This is a genomic window from Streptomyces sp. NPDC030840 (assembly GCF_055572015.1).
Genome location: NZ_JBVIEE010000025.1, coordinates 92,093 through 111,474 on the forward strand (window position 1 = coordinate 92,093; position 19,382 = coordinate 111,474).

Consider the following 19,382-nt stretch of genomic DNA (forward strand, 5'->3'; position numbering starts at 1 on the left):
TCAGCCCCGCTGTGGCTTGGCCGTGCCCGTGGCCTTGGCCGCGGCTTCGGCGGCCGGCTTTCCGGAGCCGCCGGACTGCTCGTCCGGTGCCTCCTCGAAGTCGACCTTGCCCATGTGGCGGCTCATCGACTTCATCAGGCCCCAGACCGCCAGGGCCATCACCGCGAACACGATGAAGCCGAGGACACCGGGGGTGACCTTGTTCTCGTCCACCTCCTTGGCGAGGGGGACGAGGTGTGTCAGTGCCAGGCTTGCGCTCATGTCAGGCATTGTCGCGGATGCCCGCGAAGAGGTCGTCCTCGGGGAGGGAGGTATCCACGAGCGACTTCGCCAGCTCGTACTCCTCGGTCGGCCAGACCTCCTTCTGGAGCTCCATGGGAACCCTGAACCAGCCGCCGTCGGGGTCGATCTGCGTGGCGTGCGCGATCAGTGCCTTGTCGCGGATCTCGAAGAAGTCGGCGCACGGGATGTGCGTGGTGAGTGTGCGCTCGCTGCGCTGGATCTCGTTCCACCGCTTGAGCCACTCCCCGTACGGCGACTCCAGGCCGCGGTCCAGCATCGCGTTGTGCAGCGCCTCGGTGCGCGGACGGTTGAAGCCCTGGTTGTAGTAGAGCTTGCGCGGCTGGTAGGCGGGGCCGAACTCCTCCTCCGGGTACTTCTCGGTGTCCGCCGCACCGTCGAACGCCACCATGGAGATCTTGTGGGTCATGATGTGGTCGGGGTGCGGGTATCCGCCGTTCTCGTCGTACGTCGTGATCACCTGCGGACGGAACGAGCGGATCTGCTTCACCAGCTCACCGGCCGCCTTGTCGACGTCCTCCAGGGCGAAGCAGCCTTCGGGCAGCGGCGGCAGCGGGTCTCCCTCCGGCAGCCCGGAGTCGACGAAGCCGAGCCATTCCTGCTTGACGCCGAGGATCTCGCGCGCCTCGTCCATCTCCTTCTTGCGTACCTCGTGGATGTGCTCCTCGATGTACTTGTCGCCCTGCAGCTTGGGGTTGAGGATGGAGCCGCGCTCCCCGCCCGTGCAGGTCACCACCAGCACGTCCACCCCCTCGGACACGTACTTCGCCATGGTGGCCGCACCCTTGCTCGACTCGTCGTCGGGGTGCGCGTGCACGGCCATCAGTCGCAGCTGGTCAGTCAAGACTCATTCCCTCGTAAGTCGGCGCCCGCTTCCGCACTCGGTGACTCGTGTGACTCGCCCCGGCGTGAACCCGGGTGTCGGGCGACTTCTATAGTGACCGAATCGGGGGACGAAAAATTCCGGGACCGGCCCCCGGGCCCCTCGCAGGGCCTTCGTCCGGGCCCGCTTCGAGAGGACGACGCATGAGCACGGCGAGCACGCGGCTGCCCGAGGGCCGGTACGGCCGCTCCGCGGACGAGCGCGCCGACCGCACGCTCAAGATCCTCGGGGCGGTGCTGGGGACCGGCCTGCTGGTCCTCATCGGCTGGTTCGCGTACCACTACGTCGGCGGCAGCAGGATCAGCGCCGAGGTGATCACCTTCGAGACCTCGGCCACCGAGGTGAAGGTGCACCTGGAGGTGCGCAAGGACGCGAATGCGAGCGGCTACTGCACCGTGCGCTCCCAGGCCGAGAACGGCGCCGAGGTGGGCCGGAAGGACTTCCGCTTCGACGGGGACGCCACCCGCATCGACAAGGTCGTCACGCTCCGCACCACCTCCCGCGGCACCACGGCCGAACTGCTCGGCTGCCACGCCGACTGAACTCCCACCCGGCGGTACGGCCGACCGGCCTGCGCCACCCCCGACAGTTACCGCGCTGACCTGCGTCGATGTAATTCTGATGGCTTATGTCCTCCCCCTTCGGCTGTTGAATTGTTAGGCTCGTGGTTTCGCCCACTCGTGAAGGAACATTCTTCTGGGTAGGGCGATGCTTTGTATTCCCAGTACCTACGAGGAGCACCTGTGACCCAGACCAGCGAGAACGTCACCTGGCTGACCCAGGAGGCGTACAACAAGCTCAAGGATGAGCTTGAGTACCTTACTGGTCCTGCGCGCACGGAGATCGCCGCCAAGATCGCGGCCGCGCGCGAGGAGGGGGACCTGCGGGAGAACGGCGGGTACCACGCGGCCAAGGAAGAGCAGGGCAAGCAGGAGCTCCGTGTGCGCCAGCTGACCCAGCTTCTGGAGACCGCCAAGGTCGGCGAGGCACCGGCGGCGGACGGTGCGGTGGCACCCGGCATGGTCGTGACCATCGCCTTCGACGGTGACGAGGACGACACGCTGACGTTCCTGCTCGCCTCCCGCGAGTACGCGAGCTCCGACATCGAGACCTACTCGCCGCAGTCCCCGCTGGGCTCCGGCGTGATCGGCAAGAAGGTCGGTGAGGACGCCGAGTACGAGCTGCCGAACGGCAAGCTGGCCTCGGTGAAGATCCTCAATGCCGAGCCCTACCAGGGCTGACTGCTACCAGGGCCGACTGCACGGACCGTTTTTCCGGCGAGCCCCCGGTGCCCTTCGCGGCACCGGGGGCATCGTCGTACCCGGTGTCATGCCGGGTCCGGCTTCATGCCCGGCCCGGCGTCATGCCCGGCCCGCTGTCACGCCGTCGCCGAGCGGTACTTCCGTACCGCCAGCGTCCTGAATATCAGGACGATCACGACCGAGTAGATCAGTGAGGCCCAGACCGGATGCTGCATGGGCCAGGCGTCCGACGGTGTCACCCCGGGGTTGCCGAAGAGCTCACGGCAGGCCTGCACGGTGGCACTGAACGGGTTCCAGTCGGCGACATGCCGAAGCCAGGGCGTCATCTGACTGGAGTCCACGAAGGCGTTCGAGACGAACGTGACCGGGAAGAGCCAGATCAGTCCGCCGGAGGTGGCCGCCTCGGGCGTACGCACGGAGAGGCCGATCAGCGCGCCGATCCAGGTGAACGCGTATCCGAGGAGGAGCAGCAGGCCGAAGGCGGCGAGCACCTCGCCGATGTTGGTGTGCGTGCGCCAGCCGACCAGGAGGGCGACCACGGCCAGGACGAGCAGGGTGAGCGCGGTCTGCACCAGGTCGGCGAGCGTCCGGCCGGTCAGCACCGCACCACGGGCCATCGGCAGGGAGCGGAAGCGGTCGATGAGCCCCTTGTGCATGTCGTCGGCGATGCCCGCGCCGGCGCCCGCGGTGGCGAAGGTCACGGTCTGCGCGAAGATGCCGGCCATCAGGAACTCGCGGTACCTGCCCGGGTCCGTGCTGCCGCCGATGTTCATGGAGCCGCCGAAGACGTAGCTGAACAGCACCACGAACATGATGGGCTGAATGAGTCCGAAAATCACCATTTCGGGGATTCTGGACATCCTGATGAGGTTTCGCTTCGCGATGACCAGCGAGTCGCGGACGGACTGGCCGATCGGGTTCGCGGGTGCCGCTGCGGGCGCGGCGTCGGTCGCGGCACTCACTTGGCGGCCTCCTTCCTGCGCTTGGAGCCCTTGGTGTCCTGGGGTGTGCCGCGCTCTTCCTCTTTCACCTCGGCGACGTGTCCCGTCAGGGAGAGGAAGACGTCGTCCAGGGTGGGCCGGCGCAGCCCGATGTCGTCGATCTCGATGCCGCGGGTGTCCAGCTCGCGGATGACCTCGGCGAGGAGCTTGGCACCACCGGTCACGGGCACGGTGAGCTTGCGCATGTGCTCCTCGACGGTGGTGTCTCCCTTGCCGAAGCCCCTCAGCACCTCCGAGGCAGCCTGTATGTGCTCGCGCTCGTGCACCACGACCTCCACACGCTCTCCGCCGGTGCGGGCCTTGAGCTGGTCGGAGGTGCCGCGGGCGATGACACGACCGTGGTCGACGACCGCGATGTCGTGCGCCAGGTGGTCGGCCTCTTCGAGGTACTGGGTGGTCAGCAGCAGGGTGGTGCCGCCGGAGACCAGCTGCTTGATGACGTCCCACAGCTGCTGGCGGTTGCGCGGGTCGAGCCCGGTCGTGGGCTCGTCCATGAACATCACCGGCGGTGAGACGACCAGCGCGGCGGCCAGGTCGAGGCGGCGGCGCATACCTCCGGAGTACGTCTTGGTGGTCCGGTCGGCGGCGTCCGCGAGGTTGAACTGCTCCAGCAGCTCGTCCGCGCGCGCTTTCGCGGCCTTCGCCTTCATCTGGTAGAGCTGGCCGACCATCTGCAGGTTCTCCCGGCCCGTCAGGTACTCGTCGACCGCGGCGAACTGTCCTGACAGGCCGACCGAGCGCCGCACGGCGTCGGGGTTCTTGACGACGTCGATGCCCGCGACGACGGCCGTGCCGCTGTCGGGCCGCAGCAGGGTCGTCAGACAGCGGACGGTCGTCGTCTTGCCCGCGCCGTTCGGCCCGAGCAGGCCCAGCACCGTGCCCTCGGGGACATCGAGGTCGACGCCGTCCAGTGCCCTTACGTCACCGAAGGTCTTCACCAGGCCTTCGGCATAGATGGCGCCCGGCATGTAATTTCTCCACCTCGTTGGGGATTTCTTCGGTAGGACTGTGTCTGCGTGCTTTGCTGGATGCGCCAGGCGGGCTATCATCCGCCCGGCAGGTCCACATCGCGAGACACCCTAACGCGATGTATCGCGTCCCTCAACGGATTTTCCCGAACGAGTGACACAGGGCCCCTGACCTCGGCGGTCAGCCGCGGTGGAAGCGGAACGGACGGGTTCCGCCGACGCGAGCGGAGGTCAGTCCATCACCGTGTAGCCCGCCTCCCGCAGCGCCTGGCCGACCTCGGCGCAGTGCTCAGGGCCCTTCGTCTCCAGGTGCAGCTCGACCTCCGCCTCCGCGAGTCCGAGCCGTGGGTCGGTCCGTACGTGACTCACGTCGAGGACGTTGGCGTCGACCACCGACAACGTCCCCAGGAGCGTAGCGAGGGCGCCCGGCCGGTCCGTCAGCCGCAGCCGGACGGCCAGGTAGCGGCCCTGCGCGGCCATACCGTGCCGCAGCACGCGCTGCATCAGCACCGGATCCACATTGCCGCCGGACAGCACCGCGACCACCGGCCCCTCGAAAGCGTCCGGCCCGCTCAGCAGCGCCGCGACGGGGCTCGCCCCCGCCGGCTCGACGACGAGCTTGGCCCGCTCCAGACAGAGCAGCAACGCGGCCGACAGCTGGTCCTCCGAGACCGTGCGGACCTCGTCGACCAGTTCGCTGACGATGCCGAACGGTACGTCACCCGGCCGCCCGACCTTGATCCCGTCGGCCATGGTCGCCGGGGCGTCGATCACCACCGGGCGCCCGGCCGCCAGCGAGGGCGGATACGCGGCCGCCCCCTCCGCCTGCACGCCCACGATCCGTACGCCCGGGCGCAGCGCCTTCACGGCCGTCGCGATGCCCGCGGCGAGCCCGCCCCCACCGATCCCTACGACGATCGTGCGCACTTCGGGGCACTGCTCGAGGATCTCCAGGCCCACCGTGCCCTGGCCCGCGATGATGTCGGGGTGGTCGAAGGGATGGATGAACACCGCGCCCGTCCGCTCCGCGTACTCCTGCGCGGCGGCCAGCGTCTCGTCGACCACCACGCCGTGCAGGCGCACGTCGGCGCCGTACTCGCGGGTCGCGCTGACCTTCGGCAGCGGGGCGCCCTTCGGCATGAAGACCGTGGAGCGCACTCCGAGAAGTTCGGAAGCCAGGGCGACGCCCTGCGCGTGGTTGCCCGCGCTCGCCGCCACGACGCCCGCGGCACGTTCCTCGGGCAGCAGCCCGGCGATGCGCACGTACGCTCCGCGCAGCTTGAACGAACCGGTCCGCTGCAGGTTCTCGCACTTCAGGTGCACCGGCGCGCCCACCAGCTGCGACAGGTGCCTGCTGCCCTCCATCGCGGTGACCCGCGCGACTCCCGTGAGCATCTTCTGGGCGCCCCGCACGTCGTCGAGGGTCACCCGTGGCAAGGAGTCAGCCGTGCTGTAGCTCATGACCACCAGTCTCGCAGTTCACAGCGGCAGGGCGCCGGAGTGACCAAGGGGCGAAACTGGATTGCGAAGCGCCCGCACGACGTGCCTGTCCGCCGCGTACTCTGTCCCCCAACCCAGCACCCTCGCAATGAAGTGAGCCCCCGGCCATGCCCACAACACCTGAAATGTCGATGGACATGTCGACCGTCGGTGACACCGGTCTTCTCGACGCGCTGCAGCACGAGGTAGCGCTGTTCGCGCGCCGTGCCGAACAGACCCGGCTCGGCGGTGTCGGGCAGGTGCGCAACTCCATGGACCGCGCCGCGTACCTGCTGCTCAACCGTCTCGACAAGGAAGGCCCGATGGGCGTCAAGGCGCTCGCCGCGAGCATGGGGATCGACTCGTCCACAGTCACCCGCCAGGTGGCCCCGCTCGTCGACACCGGGCTCGTCAAGCGCACCTCGCACCCGGAGGACGGGCGCGCGGTGGTGCTCCAGCTGTCCCCGCGCGGACTGTCCCGCCTGGAGGAAGTCCGTTCCTCCAGGCGCCAGTTGATGGCCGAGCTGACCCACGACTGGGCCCCGGAGGAGCGAGAGGCGTTCTGCGCTCTCCTCACCCGCTTCAACACCGCTCTCTCCGCCCGCATGGCCGTCACGGGCGTCGGAATGGGGGACTCGTCGCCCACGTCCTGAGCGGCGGCGGTCGCCCGCACCCCGTGCCCGCGCGCGGTCGGTGATCGTCCCGCACGCGCGCGTGGAGGACCGTTTCGACGCCGGCGCGCGGCTCCCCGGCGCCCGGCTCCGGCGCTGCGCGGCTCTTGACCGTGGGGCCGCCCTCGGTCTGATATGAGATCAGGCCCCTGTCGTACGGCTGTCCCGTCGTCCGTACCCGGCCGGGGCCGGTCCTTTCGTCGGGGTGCCCTCAGGGGGAGGCGCGGTGCGAGATCGGCAGGCGTCCCAAGGCGCCCGCCGGGCCCGGGAGTTCGAGGCGTTCGTCGCGGGCGCGGCTGGGCGGCTCCTCCATGCCGCGACGCTGCTCACCGCGGAAGCGCCGGACGACAACCCGCGCGCGCGGCGCCTGCTGACCCTGGCCCTCGCCCACACGTACGCCTCGTGGGACCGGCTGCGCGGCGAGGACCCGTACGACCGGACGCGCCAGCAGCTGGCGGTGCGCTTCGCACGCGGGGCGTGGCACCAGCACGGCCGGTTCCGTGCCGCTCCGGTGAACGTTCTGGCGGGGCTCACCCCCCAGGAGCGGCTGATCGTCGTCCTGAGGGTGTACGAGGGCGTCGCCGAGGAGCAGACGGCGGCACTGCTCGGGCTGCCCGTCGAGCGCGTGCACACGCTCTGCGCCCGTGCGATGGCGACCCTGCTCCATCCGCCGCGCGGGCCCGCGCCGACGACCGCGGAGGCGAAGGCGGCGCCGTCGTGAGACCTGGCGGAGGTGGCTCATGAGCGTGCACGACCGGGAGGCGGCCGTGCGGCGGATGCTGGAGCGGACACCGCCCGCCGTGCCGCCCGACCTGTACGGGGACGTGGTGCGGCGCGGCGGGCGCATGCTGCGCCGCAGGACCGTGGCCCGCCGCATCATGTGGCTGGTGCTGCTGGCCGCGGTGGTCGCGTTCGCCGTGTGGGCGTCGATGGCACGCCCCTGGGTGGAGCCGCCGTCGGACACGACTCCACCGATCACCGGCTGGTGACCAGGGCCCCTGCGAGATCCATGCGCCCTAGCCCAGGGCCTGTTGCAGGTCCTCCAGGAGGTCGTCGGCGTTCTCGATGCCCACGGAGAGGCGTACGAGATCGGCGGGCACCTCCAGCGCCGAACCGGCCGCCGACGCGTGCGTCATGCGGCCCGGGTGCTCGATCAGGGACTCCACGCCGCCCAGGGACTCACCGAGCGTGAACACCTTGGCGCGGTTGCAGACCTCGACGGCCGCCTCCTCGCCCCCTTCCACCTGGAACGAGACCATGCCGCCGAACGCCTTCATCTGCTTGGCGGCGACCTCGTGCCCCGGGTGCTCCGGAAGGCCCGGGTACAGCACGCGCGTCACGCGCGCGTGCCGGCTGAGCATGTCGGCCACCCTGGTCGCGTTCTCACTGTGCCGGTCCATGCGCACCGCGAGCGTCTTGGTCCCGCGCAGCACCAGCCAGGAGTCGAAGGGGCCGGCGACCGCGCCCATCGCGTTCTGGTGGTACGCCAGTTCCTCACCCAGTTCCTGGTCGCTGACGACGAGGGCGCCGCCGACCACGTCCGAGTGGCCTCCCATGTACTTGGTCAGCGAGTGCACGACGACGTCCGCGCCGAGCGCGAGCGGCTGCTGGAGGTACGGGGTGGCGAAGGTGTTGTCGACGACCAGCTTGGCGCCGGCCTCACGGGCGACCTGCGCGACGGCGGCGATGTCGGTGATGCCGAGGAGCGGGTTGGAGGGGGTCTCCACCCACACGACCTTGGTCCTCGGGGTGACGGCGGCCCGTACGGCGGCGGGATCGCTGGTGTCGGCCACGGACCATTCCACGCCCCACCGCGAGACGACCTTCGCGAACAGACGGAACGTACCTCCGTACGCGTCGTTGGGGATGACCACGTGGTCGCCTGGGCTGAGGAGCGTACGCAACAGGCAGTCCTCGGCGGCCAGCCCGGACGCGAACGCGAGACCGCGGCGTCCGCCCTCCAGGGCGGCGAGGTTCTCCTCCAGCGCGGTACGGGTCGGGTTCGCGCTGCGGCTGTACTCGTATCCGCCACGCAGGCCGCCCACGCCGTCCTGCTTGTAGGTCGAGACCTGGTAGATCGGCGGGACGACCGCGCCGGTGAGGGGATCCGCGGTGTTGCCGGCGTGGATCGCGAGTGTCTCGAAGTGCTGACTGATGTGCCTGTCGCTCATGGGCATCGAGCGTAGTGCGCGCGGCGCACGGATGACGGCGGACGCCCGATGCCGCCACCGGCCGGCAACGATCGCGTGCGCCGGAATCGGGGCGGGTGCGTGGTCCGACCGGGAAAGAGACGCGTGGCCCGCCCGGGAAGAGATGCACGCGGATGGCCCGAAACCCACCCACGGCCGCCGTACGACCCCGCGGAACCGAACCCTCCCGCTCCCCCGCCCACCCGCGGAGCGCTCCGGCCAGGAACCAAGTCGTGAAGCGGTCAGGAACCAAGTCGTGACGCGGCCAGGTTGGCCAATTGTCAGAGCCGTCTGGTTCGCTTGAGGCATGGAGATTCTCTGGGTCCTGATCGCGCTGGTCATGATGAGCTTCGTCATCGGCCCGGTCCTGATGCGCAGGCGTGCCGGAATCCAGCAGGTGGCGCCCGGCGACCCGGACGCCGCGGACCCGGCGAACTACGGCTTCGTACGGCAGGAGGAGCTGGACATCCGCATGCCCGGCGCCGACCAGGACCTGCTGGACGTACTGGACGTGGTGCAGGGCACGCAGAACCACCGCGCCGCGTCGCAGCTGCTCGCAGGCACCGAGGCGGAGGGCGAGCGGCGGTGGCAGCGGGTGCAGGCCTTCGCGGGCGCCGCGGCGCTGGAGCTGCAGCAGCGTCCGGGCGGAGTGAGCGAGTCCCCCGGCGGGCAGTGGCTGCGCGTGTGGCGGGCCGAGGCGCCCAAGGACGCGGGCGGTGCGGCGGTGCACGCGGAGTTCCTGGTGCAGCAGGCCTGGCGCACGTCGACGCCGGGCACCGACGACTTCCGGATCATCATGGAGGAGGCGAAGGCCGCCTGCGGTGAGGCGGCGCTGCTGGCTCCGGGTGACCCGATCCCGTACATCATCGAGCTGTCGGTGGCGCGCGGACTCGCCTATGAGCAGCCGGAGTTCGAGAAGCTCTGGCTGAAGATCCTGGACCGCGCCCCGACGCACATGGGTGCGCACCTGGCGGCGTTGCACTACTGGTGCGAGAAGTGGCACGGCTCGCGGGAGCTGGCGTACGCCTTCGCGGAGGCGGCCGCGGCCCGTGCGCCGCAGGGTTCGCTCCTCGCGGCCATGCCCCTGTTCGCGGTCTTCGAGCACCTGCCCGAGGTGAACCTGGTCAGCGGCTTCTACCAGAGCGAGGTCGTGACGAAGGCGGTCCACGGCGCCCTCTTCGCGGTGCACGCGGCCCGCCCGGACGACCCGATGCTGGCCCACGTCCGCCACCTCCTGGTGTACTTCCTGGTCCGCGGCGAGCGCTGGGCCGAGGCGATGAACCAGCTCGTCCACGTCGACGGCCATGTGGGCGCCCTGCCGTGGACCCTCACGGCCGACCCGGCCGCGGACTACGCGATATACCGGGCGCTGGCGGTCGCGGGCTACGAGGCCAACGGCGGCAGCCCGGCGACGCTCCAGGCCTGAGCGGACCCGAGGCCGCGCGGAGGTCACCGGCCTGCCGCTGCCCGGCCGGGCGGTGTCGCGCACTGTCTGACCGTGCTCGTACGTTGGGCGAGGTGTGACGCAGCTCTGGCGCACGTCGGCCCGTGGCGCAGGCACGCGCGGCTGCGGGAACCCCGCCAGTCGGCTTCCGCCTGCCGCCGGGCCGTCTCGCCCTCAGCCCTCCGTACGGGCTGGCAGCCGCCATCCCGGACGCGGGAAGTGGCAGGTGTAGCCGTCCGGATAACGCTGCAGGTAGTCCTGGTGCTCCGGCTCGGCCTCCCAGAAGGGGCCGACCGGCTCCAGCTCGGTGACGACCTTGCCCGGCCACAGGCCGGAGGCGTCCACATCCGCGATCGTGTCCTCAGCGATCCGCTTCTGCTCGTCGTCCACATAGTAGATCGCCGAGCGGTAGCTGAGGCCGATGTCATTGCCTTGGCGGTTCTTGGTACTCGGGTCGTGGATCTGGAAGAAGAACTCCAGGAGCGCGCGGAAGTCAGTCCTCTCCGGGTCGAAAAGGATCTCAATGGCCTCCGCGTGCGTGCCGTGGTTCCGGTACGTCGCGTTCGGCACGTCACCCCCGGTGTATCCGACTCGGGTCGCCGTCACGCCCGGGAGCCGGCGGATCAGGTCCTGCATTCCCCAGAAACATCCGCCCGCCAGCACGGCCCTCTGCGTCTGCGTAGCCATCGCGGCCCTCCCATACGTGTCAGCTTGGTCACTCGGGCTGCTCGCCGCCACACCACCGGCATCCGACGCCCAGCTTCCTCAACGCGTGAGGGCTCCTGGCGATTCCGTGCCCGTCCGTCCGGCCCTCGACCAGGCCATCGAAATCCGGGTCAGAGCCGCCGGGCCGACGAGAACCGGGTGTCCGCGGCCTCCAAGGTCATGACGGCGGCCAAGGCCGGACAGACGGCCGTCGTCGCAGTGGTCGGCGGCGAACCGGTCGGTGTGGCCGTCCCACAGGCGAGGGGCAAACGGGCGCCGATCCTCTGTGATGCGGTCGGCAGGATCAGACCTGGCCCGCCCCCGGCCAGGGGCGTGCGCGCCGGTGGTATCCACACCCCGGCCAGCGATACCGGTGTGACGTGAGTACCAATAGGGTGCCTCCGTGACTGCCACGTTGAGTTCCACCAGAGCCCGCGCAGCGCTCCGCACATCGGCGCGCGTCTCCGCGGAGTTGCTGCTCATATTCCTGATGCTCGCGGTGGCCCTGTGGCTTCTGGGCCGGATGTGGTCGGTGGTCTGGCCGCTCGTGGTCGGCCTGCTCATGACCACACTGACCTGGCCCTCGGCTCGTTTCCTGCGTCGTCACGGGTGGAAACCCGCGCTCGCCGCGTCGGTCGTGACCGTGCTGTTCCTCCTGGTCGCCATGGGCGTCGTGGCGCTGATCGCCGTGCCGGTGGCGTCCCAGGCGGGCGAGCTGACCGACGGTGTCGTCGAAGGAATCCAGAAGCTGCGCGAGTGGGCCGCCGGTCCGCCGTTGAACATCGGGGACGCCCAGATCACCAAGGCCTTCGACACCGCGGTCGCCCGGGCTCAGGAGGGGCTCGGCAGCATGGTCGGCGCTGTCGTCACGGGGGTGAGCACCGTGGTGAACGGCGTGGTCACCGCCGTCCTGGCACTCTTCCTGATGTTCTTCTTCCTCAAGGACGGCCCGCGGTTCCTGCCGTGGCTCGCCCGCCAGCTGCCCGGTCGGCTCGCCAACGACGTCCCGACCGTGGCCGCGCGCGGTTGGGACACCCTGAGCGCGTTCGTGCGTTCCCAGGCGGCCGTCGGCCTGCTCGACGCCGTCCTGATCGGCCTGGGCCTGTGGGTTCTGGGGGTACCGCTGGTGCTCCCGCTGGCGGTGCTGACCTTTGTCTCCGCGTTCGTGCCGATCGTAGGCGCCCTCTTCGCCGGTTTCGTCGCGGTTCTAATCGCGCTGGTGTCCAACGGGCTGACGGACGCGCTGATCGTGCTGGCCATCATCGTCGTGGTGCAGCAACTCGAGGGCAACGTGTTCCAGCCCATGATCCAAAGTCGGGGGCTTGGCCTTCACGCGGCCGTCGTTCTCCTGGCGGTGACCTTGGGCGGCAATCTGGCCGGCATCGTGGGCAGTCTTCTCGCCGTACCGATCGCCGCACTGATCGCGGTGGTCTGGAACTATGTGCGCGACCAGCTCAGCGAGCCGTCACAGGACACGGGGACCGGGGGGTCGGACACGGCCGCCCTCCCGTCATAGCGCGGCCGTCTCGACGAACCGGTGCCCGCCGTAGCGGGTGCCACGCGATTGTCGGGGCCGGGTGCTTTCATGGGTGGCATGACCAGCAGGAGCGTCGTCGTGGAGCGACGCATCGCCGCGGGGCAGGGGCGTGTGTGGGCCGCCCTGACCGACCTCGAGGGCATGGAGGGCGTACTCAGCGGCGTCTCGAAGGTCGAGGTCCTCACGCACGGGGCATTCGACGTCGGCACGCGGTGGCGGGAGACCCGGCGCATGTTCGGCAAGGACGCCACCGAGGAGATGTGGGTGACCGCCAGCGAGCCACCCGCACGCTGTGTCGTGGAGGCGCAAGCGCGTGGCACCCGCTACGTCTCGGAGTGGCTGCTGCGGGCGGACAGCCCGTCGACGACGACCATCCGCATGACGTTCAGCGCCGTGACTCCAGGCGGCGTCACAGGCCTGCTCGCCAAGATCCTCGGCGGCTTGGGCGCACGGGCAGTGCGCAAGGCCATCGCGAAGGATCTCGAGGACGTCGCCTCGGCGGTCGAGGGCCGCAGCGACTGACCCGCGGCCCGGAATTCAGTGGCCGCGGGCTCCGCCACAGCGCACGCTGTCGGCCATGGAAGAACCACAACGCCGGATACGCGCGGTCCACACGGCATCCACGATCACTGTCTACCAGGCGTACTCCCCTGCCATCGGCCTGCCGGCGGTCCGGGAGGGACGCTTTCCCGCAGGGTGGAAGCGGGACCGTATGACGTGGACCAAGCCGCGCTCATAGTCTTTTTCCATGACTGAAGACCACAGCAAGCAGCAGGCAGACGCCCGGTTACGGCGAGCCCTCCGGGCCAAGCAGGCAGCCGGTACACAGCGGACCAAGCAGCGCCGTACCGACTGGACGGGGGAGTCCGCAGCGATCTACTGCCGGATTTCCCACGTGAACGATGACGACCAGACCGGTGTGGAGCGCCAGGAGCGCATCTGCCGTGATGTGGCCGAACGCCTCGGGCTCGTTGTCGCCGAGGACCAGGTCTTCGTGGACAACAACCGGTCGGCATGGCAGCGGAAGCGCAAGCGGCCCGGGTGGGACGCGCTACTCGCCGAGGCCAGCAAGGGCCGTGTCCGCCACGTCCTCACCTACCACCCGGACCGGCTGATGCGACAGCCGCGCGATCTCGAAGAGCTGCTGCAGATCGCCGATGATTACGACATCACGTTGCACGGCCAGGCTAACCGGCGTGATCTCGCAGATCCCGACGACCGGTTTTTCCTGCGGATTGAGGTGGCGCACGCGTGCCGGTCCAGTGACGACACGTCGCGTCGACTCGTCGACTCCATGGTCGAGCGGGCCCAGGAGGGAAGGCCGCACACCGGCCGACGCCGCTATGGCTACGACAAGACCGGTATGCAGGTCGTTCCCGAAGAAGCCGCCATCGTGCGGGAGGTCTTCACCCGCTATCTCGACGGTGTGAGCCCGGTTCAACTGGCCAAGGAGTTGTACGAGCGAGGCGAGACGACCGCCGAGGGGCGGAACTGGACCGCGCCGCGAGTGCGCGATCTTCTGGACAATCGACACGTTGCCGGGATCCGCGTGTTCCGGGGTGAGGAGATCGGCGATGGGGAATGGCCCGCGATCATCGATCGGGGGATGTGGAACGAGGTACGGGAGCGCCGCACGTACAGGGCCGCCGCGACCAAGGGGGAGAAGTCGACCAGATTTTACCTGTTGCGCGGCGTGGTCACGTGCACGGGATGCGGCAAGGTCATGGGTGGGTCGGGGGGAACCGGAGCCAAGTACGTCTGCAACCACAGTCACCGGCTCGATGTCCGGCGCTGCAACAGGGCGATCTCCGCCCCGCTTCTGGAGGAGTTCGTGACCGAGGCCGCGGTCAATCTTCTGGAACGTCTCGACCTCACCGAGGCGCCGTCGCCGTCCACGCTGTCGGAGGAGGACCAGGAGGCCATTGAGGCCGATCGGCGGGAACTCGACGAGCTCAAGGACATGTGGGAGAACCAGGAGCTGAAGACGCGGGAATACCGCGAGATGCGCAAGACCGTCGAGGCGCGTATCGCGGAGATCGAGCGCAAGCTGATCGTGCGTCCGACGGCCGAGGTCCTGGACGGCCTGGTGGGGCCCAACGCGCGTAAGAGTTGGAAGGCGCTGGAAGAGGCGGAGGACTACCAGCGCATGAACGCGGTCATGCGGTTCCTGTTCGCCGCCGTCAAGATCAAGGAAGCGACGAAGAAGGGCCGCCAGTTCGACTACGGCAGGATCGACATCGAGCAGAACCCCATCTGGTTCTGATGCGCCGCCGGACGAGGGGCCCTCTTGGGCCCCTTGTTCTGTCTCACTCGGTTTGGCCCTTGGTGTGGCGTGCCAGGAGACGGGCCAGACGCTGCGCTGACTTCGGCCCGATCTTGGTGGAGAACTGTCCGCATACTCGTTCCAAGTGCCGGGCTTTCTCCGCTTCACGGTCGCACTTGGTCAATGGCCCGCTCCAAAGCCGTGGGCTTCGCTCCGTGCGATCTCGCGGTTTGTGGCGAGGTCTTCGGCGATTCCGGCCGCGATGAGTGCCGCGCCGGGGGTGTGGCCGGAGCCGACGTAGCGCCAGTGGGCTTCCGTGACCGTGCCGGGCATCTCGGTGTGGCCGAGGTGGTGGGCGCGTTCGGCGCGGAGCGCTGCGTAGGTGGTGGAGTAGGCGCGGGATTTGGTGAGGATGTGGCCCCGGTAGCCGAGGGTGTGGGCCGAGGCGCGCAGGCGCAGGGGTTCGTACTCGGGTAGGGCGCCGAGGCGCCAGCAGGTGCGCATGAGGGTGCGGACATGGGTCGTGACGCGGGTCGCGCCGATGTCGTCCCAGGTGGCGAGCTTGTAGTCAGTGCCGGCGCCGGTCTCGCTGGCCCCCTTGGTGACGTACTTGGCGACGTACGCGGCCACGGCGTCATCGTCCGGTCCGTCGCCGTCGGCGTGCAGAGGACGGGTGTCGATCTGGGCGCCCCAGCGGAGGGTGAGTTCCCCGATGGCGGCACTGTGGGGGGTGTGGACGAGGACGCGGCTTGCGGAGGCGCGTACGGCGTCCGCGATGCGGTCGGGGGTGGCCCAGGCGGGGGGTTCGTCGTCCGGTCCGGCCGGTCCGTCGATGCGGATGACCGCGTGCACGTGGACGGCTGCCCGCTTCTGGTACTCCGCGACGCGTGCGAAGGACAGACGGGCGTGGTCGGGGAAGCGGGACTGGACGAGGCCCGCCGAGGTGGCGAGGTGGCGGCGGACGCCGATCACGAAGCGGTCCCAGAGCTGACCGGCGTGCGCGTGCCAGAGGATGTGTGCCGGGTAGTCGTAGCAGTCGGCGCACAGGGGTTGGCCGACGGCCACAGCGTCCGGGGTGTGGAGGGCGCCGCAGCCGAGGGGACGGCCGTGCTCGCAGGCGCCGCCGTCACGGCGGGGGTGGCAGCGCTCCCCGGCACGGTGGACCGGGCCGAAGGAGGGTGCGGTCAGGGTGACGAAGAGCCGGGGACGGTGGCGGATGGTGGTGGGGATGTTCTTGCCGCCGAGGAGTCCGGCGCGCACCAGGTGGTAGGTGTCCCCGGCGTGGAGGCGGGAGCAGGGGGCGCAGACGGTTGCGCGCCGGTTGCGGCAGCGGACCAGGAGGCGTTCGCCGGGTTCGGTGCGGGTGTCGTAGCGGCGGATGATCTCGCCGGTCGCCGTGTCCAGGGTGGTGGTGGAGCCGGAGAGGTGGATGGGGTGGGCGCAGCCGCCGGTTGCGGTGATCTGTGCCAGCCAGCGCGCGTATTGGGGGTCTTGGGCGAGGCGGATGGCGTCGCGGTCGGTGTCGGAAAGCTGACGCAGGCGCGCCGCGCGGTCGAGTTCGGCGCGCCTGCTAGCCGGGGTGTGTTCCGGGGTGATGGTGGTGACCTTCCGGGGTGGGCCGCCGCAGCGGCACGGGGGTGGGTTGCTGGCGGGTGGTGGGTCATGGGATTGCTCCTTTGCTGGTCAGGTGGGGCGGGATGGTTCAGCGGATGGTGCCGGTTCCCCGGCAGATGCGGCAGCGGCGGAGCCGTCCGGTCCAGGTCTTGCGGGCCCCGTCGCCCTTGCAGTGGGGGCACCTCACACGAGGCATCGGCATAGGTGTGTCCCTTCTGCTCAGGTGTGGGAGAAGCCGTTGATCATCCACGTGACGAGGCCGTGGATGGTGTAGAGGACGGGGGTCTGGCCGAGGTAGAGGCCGAACAGGCCGACGCAGACCGCTTCCCAGGCCCGCACGTCACGGGAGCGGACCAGAAGAACCGTGATGATTCCGAAGATCACCGCGAACGTGAACGCCGTACCCTCGCTGATCACTTGTCGTCTCCTTCTTCCAGCGCCGCCAGGGCGCGGTCCAGGGCGGGCAGGTGAGGGGTCATGCCGGTGTGCTTGCGGGCCGTCGAGACCGCTTCCTCGGTCGTGGTCAGGTGGGAGCGGGCCCGGTTCCAGCCGCCGTCCGGGCCGGTGCAGACGGCCACACCCTGTTCGTCTGCGGTGATGGCCTGAGCGACGGCCACGGCATCCTTGTTGAGGTCACCGAGGGCCATCTCGGCGGTGCCGGGGTCGTTGACGCGGTGACAGATCCGGCCGCCGAGCTGGGCGCGCAGCGCGGTGACTCCGGGGCCCAGGTCGGAGCCGACGCGTTGCCCGGCGACGACCAGGTGCAGGCCGAGCGCGGCCCCGAGCTGCGCGAGCCGCAGCAGCAGGGTGGAGCACTGTTCGGCTTCCGCTCTGCTGTCGCGGGTGCCGTCGGACAGGTACAGTTCCGCGATCTCGTCGACGATCACGACGACCGGTACCGGCCGCTGCTTGTCCGGGAGCTCCCAGATGGAGCGGACCCCGGCCGCCCGGCAGGCCGCCATCCGGTCCTGTATCTCGACCACCAGCGCCGCCAGGATGGCGACCGCTTCCCTTCGGGAGGTGGCCAGTGCGCTGAGCCGTCCTGTGAAGAGGCCGAGTTCCATGCCGCCCTTGCAGTCGATGCCGACCAGGGCGACCGGTTGCGGGGCGAGCTGGGTGACGAGCCGGGCCAGCAGGGTGGACTTGCCCGAGCGGGTGGCCCCGGCGATCAGCCAGTGCGGCACCAGCCGCAGGTTCACCACCCACGCCCCGCCGCTCTCCAGCACCCCCAGCAGCGCGGACATCAGCATCGTGGGTGCGGTGGCCAGGCCGGGCCGCTGCAGCGGATCGGTGGCCGTCGCGGTCAGCAGCACCAGGCCCCGTTGCGGTGAGGTGACCCGCACGGCGTGGACCTTCCAGGCGTGCACCAGGGCATCGGCCGCCTGCAGATAGGTGGCCGGGGTCTGCCCCGGGTGCAGGCGCACGACCACCGTTAATCCGGTGCGGGTGGCCCGCGGGAACGAGGTCTTCGGTGCCACCGGCCGCAGCGGATCGCCCTTGACCAGCACGTCCCCGAGCAGTCCGCGCGGCGGACGCCGGGAGATCGCCAGGTCGTTGAGCACCGCCACCCTGCGCCAGGTGAACACCACTCGGCACGCGGTTACCGGATAGCCGGCCAGGTACCAGTGCCAGAGGGGGCGGTGTCGCCGCAGCAGGTCACCCACCACCAGCAGCCAGGCCAGCACGGCCAGGCCGAGGGCCAGCAGGACGGGGCTCATCAGGCACCACCGCCCTTGCCCGCCCCGCCGGTCGCGGCAGTGGTCTGCACGGGCGTGATGGCGTCGGCGCGGAAGCTGACGCCGTGCCGGTCGCCCATCGACCATGCGAACGCCGTCAGCCCGGTGACCTTGACGATCTGTCCTTCCTCGATGCCCTTGGGCTCACCGCTCACGGCGATCTCGATGACGGAGATCCGCCGCCGGTCCTGCCGCACGGTCACGGCCACGGTCCAGACCGGGTTGCCGTCCCGGTCCTTCTTCACCTCCTGTGTCTCGGGGTTGCTGAGCTTCACTTCGGGCGCGATGGCGCACCGCAGTACGCCGAGCCGCGCCGTGTCCACGGGAATGGACTGCATGTGATTGGCCTCCCTGGCCTGTTGGTTGGAACGCCCGACATCTCATCCGGACGTCACTTGTCATAACGAGTTATGAGTGTGGGGTGCTGTACAGCGAGGATGCAACTACTTATGCTGACGAGTGATGTCGCGTGTGCGACGTGCCTATGACCTAGACTCGTCGGAGATGCCGAGATGACGGAGATCCAGCGCCCCGGAGCCCTCTACCAGCAGGTGGCCGCCGCCATCCGCGAGGCGATCCTGTCGGGTGAGTTCGCCCCCGACTCCCTGTTGCCGTCCGAGGCCCAGCTCATGGCCCGCTACGGCGTCTCGCGCCCCACCGTCCGCAACGCCATCGCGGCCCTGCGCGCCGAAGGACTGATCGACGTCCGCCACGGCAAGGGAAGCTTCGTGCGCTCCGCCGGACAGCCCGCCCTGACGATCGAGCGCAGCATCAGCCGCACCACCGACGGGAAGTTCGTCATGCCAAACGGCGATGTGTGGCAGGAGGCCGAGAAGCCCAGCACCTACCGCACCCACGCCACCAAGGCCACCGGCCGACTCCTCCAACTCGGCGAGGAGGAAGCGCTGTTCGGCTGTGACCGGCTGCTCTTCGACCCGGGCACGGGCACGCGTGCGATGCACCGCACCCTGATCCCGTTCGCCGTCGCCGACAGCATCCCCCTGCTGGCCGAGGAGCCGTGCAGGCGCCCGGCAGCGTTCTACCGGCTGCTCACCCAGGACGGCCACCAGCTCACCTGGTCGGAGACCGTACGCGCCCGCATGCCCCTGCCCGACGAGCGCACCACGCTCCAGCTCCCCGACGCCACACCCATCCTGCACCTGGCCCACGTCACCCACGACACCGACGACCGGCCCCTGATCCTCGAAGAACTCCGCATCGGCGCCGACCGCGCCGAACTCACCTACCGGATCACCGCCGACCAGCAGCCCGCGCAACGCACCCGCACCTGAGCGGCCACCGGCATCGGTCGAAACGCCCTTCACTTCCT

21 protein-coding genes and 1 pseudogene are annotated in these 19,382 nt (G+C 69.7%); 11 read left to right on the forward strand and 11 right to left on the reverse strand.

Translation table 11 applies throughout. From position 1 onward, the window contains the following. Both ACZ49J_RS37410 and mca read right to left on the reverse strand, forming a co-directional pair. Nucleotides 1-270 (reverse strand): hypothetical protein, encoded by a 270-nt coding sequence (locus tag ACZ49J_RS37410; protein WP_467450533.1) that lies wholly within the window; start codon nt 268-270, stop codon nt 1-3. Further along, nucleotides 263-1,144: a mycothiol conjugate amidase Mca gene (gene mca, locus ACZ49J_RS37415; protein ID WP_467450534.1), complete on the reverse strand. Its 882-nt coding sequence runs from the start codon at nt 1,142-1,144 to the stop codon at nt 263-265. Before mca ends, ACZ49J_RS37410 begins: the two co-directional genes overlap by 8 nt. A 182-nt stretch (nt 1,145-1,326) precedes the next feature. Between mca and ACZ49J_RS37420 the strand changes: the two genes are divergently transcribed. Both ACZ49J_RS37420 and greA read left to right on the forward strand, forming a co-directional pair. Beyond that, a complete protein-coding gene (locus tag ACZ49J_RS37420) occupies nt 1,327-1,725 on the forward strand; it encodes a DUF4307 domain-containing protein (RefSeq protein WP_467450536.1) in 399 nt (132 codons plus the stop codon). A 201-nt stretch (nt 1,726-1,926) separates the two neighbouring features. Further along, a complete protein-coding gene (gene greA / locus ACZ49J_RS37425; protein WP_467450538.1) occupies nt 1,927-2,424 on the forward strand; it encodes a transcription elongation factor GreA in 498 nt (165 codons plus the stop codon). A gap of 137 nt (nt 2,425-2,561) precedes the next feature. Here the strand turns inward: greA and ACZ49J_RS37430 are convergent, their stop codons facing one another. From ACZ49J_RS37430 to ilvA, 3 genes are all read right to left on the reverse strand, one after another. Then, a complete protein-coding gene (locus ACZ49J_RS37430) occupies nt 2,562-3,407 on the reverse strand; it encodes an ABC transporter permease (RefSeq protein ID WP_467450540.1) in 846 nt (281 codons plus the stop codon). Continuing rightward, the gene (locus ACZ49J_RS37435) at nt 3,404-4,414 is read right to left on the reverse strand and encodes an ATP-binding cassette domain-containing protein (RefSeq protein WP_467450541.1); all 1,011 of its coding nucleotides are present in this window, start codon (nt 4,412-4,414) and stop codon (nt 3,404-3,406) included. The genes ACZ49J_RS37430 and ACZ49J_RS37435 overlap by 4 nt, the downstream gene beginning before the upstream one ends. A 231-nt stretch (nt 4,415-4,645) precedes the next feature. Then, entirely contained in the window at nt 4,646-5,875 is a 1,230-nt protein-coding gene (ilvA, locus tag ACZ49J_RS37440; RefSeq protein WP_467450544.1) for a threonine ammonia-lyase, read from the reverse strand. A 164-nt stretch (nt 5,876-6,039) separates the two neighbouring features. On the opposite strand from ilvA, the gene ACZ49J_RS37445 reads away from it, so the two are divergent. The 3 genes from ACZ49J_RS37445 to ACZ49J_RS37455 all read left to right on the forward strand — a co-directional run bounded on the left by ACZ49J_RS37445 (nt 6,040) and on the right by ACZ49J_RS37455 (nt 7,553). After that, on the forward strand, nt 6,040-6,546 hold the full coding sequence (locus tag ACZ49J_RS37445; protein WP_467450639.1) for a MarR family winged helix-turn-helix transcriptional regulator: 507 nt from the start codon (nt 6,040-6,042) through the stop codon (nt 6,544-6,546). Between the two features lie 244 nt (nt 6,547-6,790). Beyond that, nucleotides 6,791-7,285, forward strand: a complete 495-nt coding sequence (locus ACZ49J_RS37450) for a sigma factor-like helix-turn-helix DNA-binding protein (RefSeq protein ID WP_467450547.1) — start codon at nt 6,791-6,793, stop codon at nt 7,283-7,285. 19 nt (nt 7,286-7,304) lie between these two features. Beyond that, nucleotides 7,305-7,553: a hypothetical protein gene (locus ACZ49J_RS37455; protein WP_467450548.1), complete on the forward strand. Its 249-nt coding sequence runs from the start codon at nt 7,305-7,307 to the stop codon at nt 7,551-7,553. 27 nt (nt 7,554-7,580) lie between these two features. On the opposite strand, the gene ACZ49J_RS37460 is transcribed toward ACZ49J_RS37455, so the two are convergent. Continuing rightward, a complete protein-coding gene (locus tag ACZ49J_RS37460) occupies nt 7,581-8,735 on the reverse strand; it encodes a cystathionine gamma-synthase (RefSeq protein WP_467450550.1) in 1,155 nt (384 codons plus the stop codon). Nucleotides 8,736-9,060: 325 nt separating this feature from the next. On the opposite strand from ACZ49J_RS37460, the gene ACZ49J_RS37465 reads away from it, so the two are divergent. Then, on the forward strand, nt 9,061-10,179 hold the full coding sequence (locus tag ACZ49J_RS37465; protein WP_467450552.1) for a hypothetical protein: 1,119 nt from the start codon (nt 9,061-9,063) through the stop codon (nt 10,177-10,179). Between the two features lie 192 nt (nt 10,180-10,371). Here ACZ49J_RS37465 and msrA read toward each other — a convergent pair whose 3' ends face one another. Beyond that, entirely contained in the window at nt 10,372-10,884 is a 513-nt protein-coding gene (msrA, locus tag ACZ49J_RS37470) for a peptide-methionine (S)-S-oxide reductase MsrA (RefSeq protein ID WP_467450553.1), read from the reverse strand. Nucleotides 10,885-11,305: 421 nt separating this feature from the next. Between msrA and ACZ49J_RS37475 the strand changes: the two genes are divergently transcribed. The 4 genes and pseudogenes from ACZ49J_RS37475 to ACZ49J_RS37490 all read left to right on the forward strand — a co-directional run bounded on the left by ACZ49J_RS37475 (nt 11,306) and on the right by ACZ49J_RS37490 (nt 14,702). Next, a complete protein-coding gene (locus ACZ49J_RS37475; protein ID WP_467450555.1) occupies nt 11,306-12,418 on the forward strand; it encodes an AI-2E family transporter in 1,113 nt (370 codons plus the stop codon). Between the two features lie 78 nt (nt 12,419-12,496). Next, nucleotides 12,497-12,961, forward strand: a complete 465-nt coding sequence (locus tag ACZ49J_RS37480; protein ID WP_467450556.1) for an SRPBCC family protein — start codon at nt 12,497-12,499, stop codon at nt 12,959-12,961. Nucleotides 12,962-13,016: 55 nt separating this feature from the next. Next, nucleotides 13,017-13,169, forward strand: a pseudogene (locus ACZ49J_RS37485) (DUF4291 family protein); the annotation flags it as partial. A gap of 18 nt (nt 13,170-13,187) precedes the next feature. Beyond that, complete coding sequence (locus tag ACZ49J_RS37490) at nt 13,188-14,702, forward strand: recombinase family protein (RefSeq protein WP_467450558.1); 1,515 nt, start codon at nt 13,188-13,190, stop codon at nt 14,700-14,702. A 180-nt stretch (nt 14,703-14,882) separates the two neighbouring features. On the opposite strand, the gene ACZ49J_RS37495 is transcribed toward ACZ49J_RS37490, so the two are convergent. The 4 genes from ACZ49J_RS37495 to ACZ49J_RS37510 form a co-directional block, all read right to left on the reverse strand. Further along, nucleotides 14,883-16,241 (reverse strand): replication initiator, encoded by a 1,359-nt coding sequence (locus ACZ49J_RS37495; protein WP_467450640.1) that lies wholly within the window; start codon nt 16,239-16,241, stop codon nt 14,883-14,885. Nucleotides 16,242-16,535: 294 nt separating this feature from the next. Then, the gene (locus tag ACZ49J_RS37500) at nt 16,536-16,733 is read right to left on the reverse strand and encodes a hypothetical protein (RefSeq protein WP_467450560.1); all 198 of its coding nucleotides are present in this window, start codon (nt 16,731-16,733) and stop codon (nt 16,536-16,538) included. Then, nucleotides 16,730-18,034: an FtsK/SpoIIIE domain-containing protein gene (locus ACZ49J_RS37505; protein WP_467450561.1), complete on the reverse strand. Its 1,305-nt coding sequence runs from the start codon at nt 18,032-18,034 to the stop codon at nt 16,730-16,732. Before ACZ49J_RS37505 ends, ACZ49J_RS37500 begins: the two co-directional genes overlap by 4 nt. Next, complete coding sequence (locus ACZ49J_RS37510; RefSeq protein ID WP_467450562.1) at nt 18,034-18,390, reverse strand: SCO3933 family regulatory protein; 357 nt, start codon at nt 18,388-18,390, stop codon at nt 18,034-18,036. Before ACZ49J_RS37510 ends, ACZ49J_RS37505 begins: the two co-directional genes overlap by 1 nt. Before the next feature lie 174 nt (nt 18,391-18,564). Between ACZ49J_RS37510 and ACZ49J_RS37515 the strand changes: the two genes are divergently transcribed. Further along, entirely contained in the window at nt 18,565-19,344 is a 780-nt protein-coding gene (locus tag ACZ49J_RS37515; RefSeq protein ID WP_467450564.1) for a GntR family transcriptional regulator, read from the forward strand. Nucleotides 19,345-19,382: the final 38 nt, after the last annotated feature.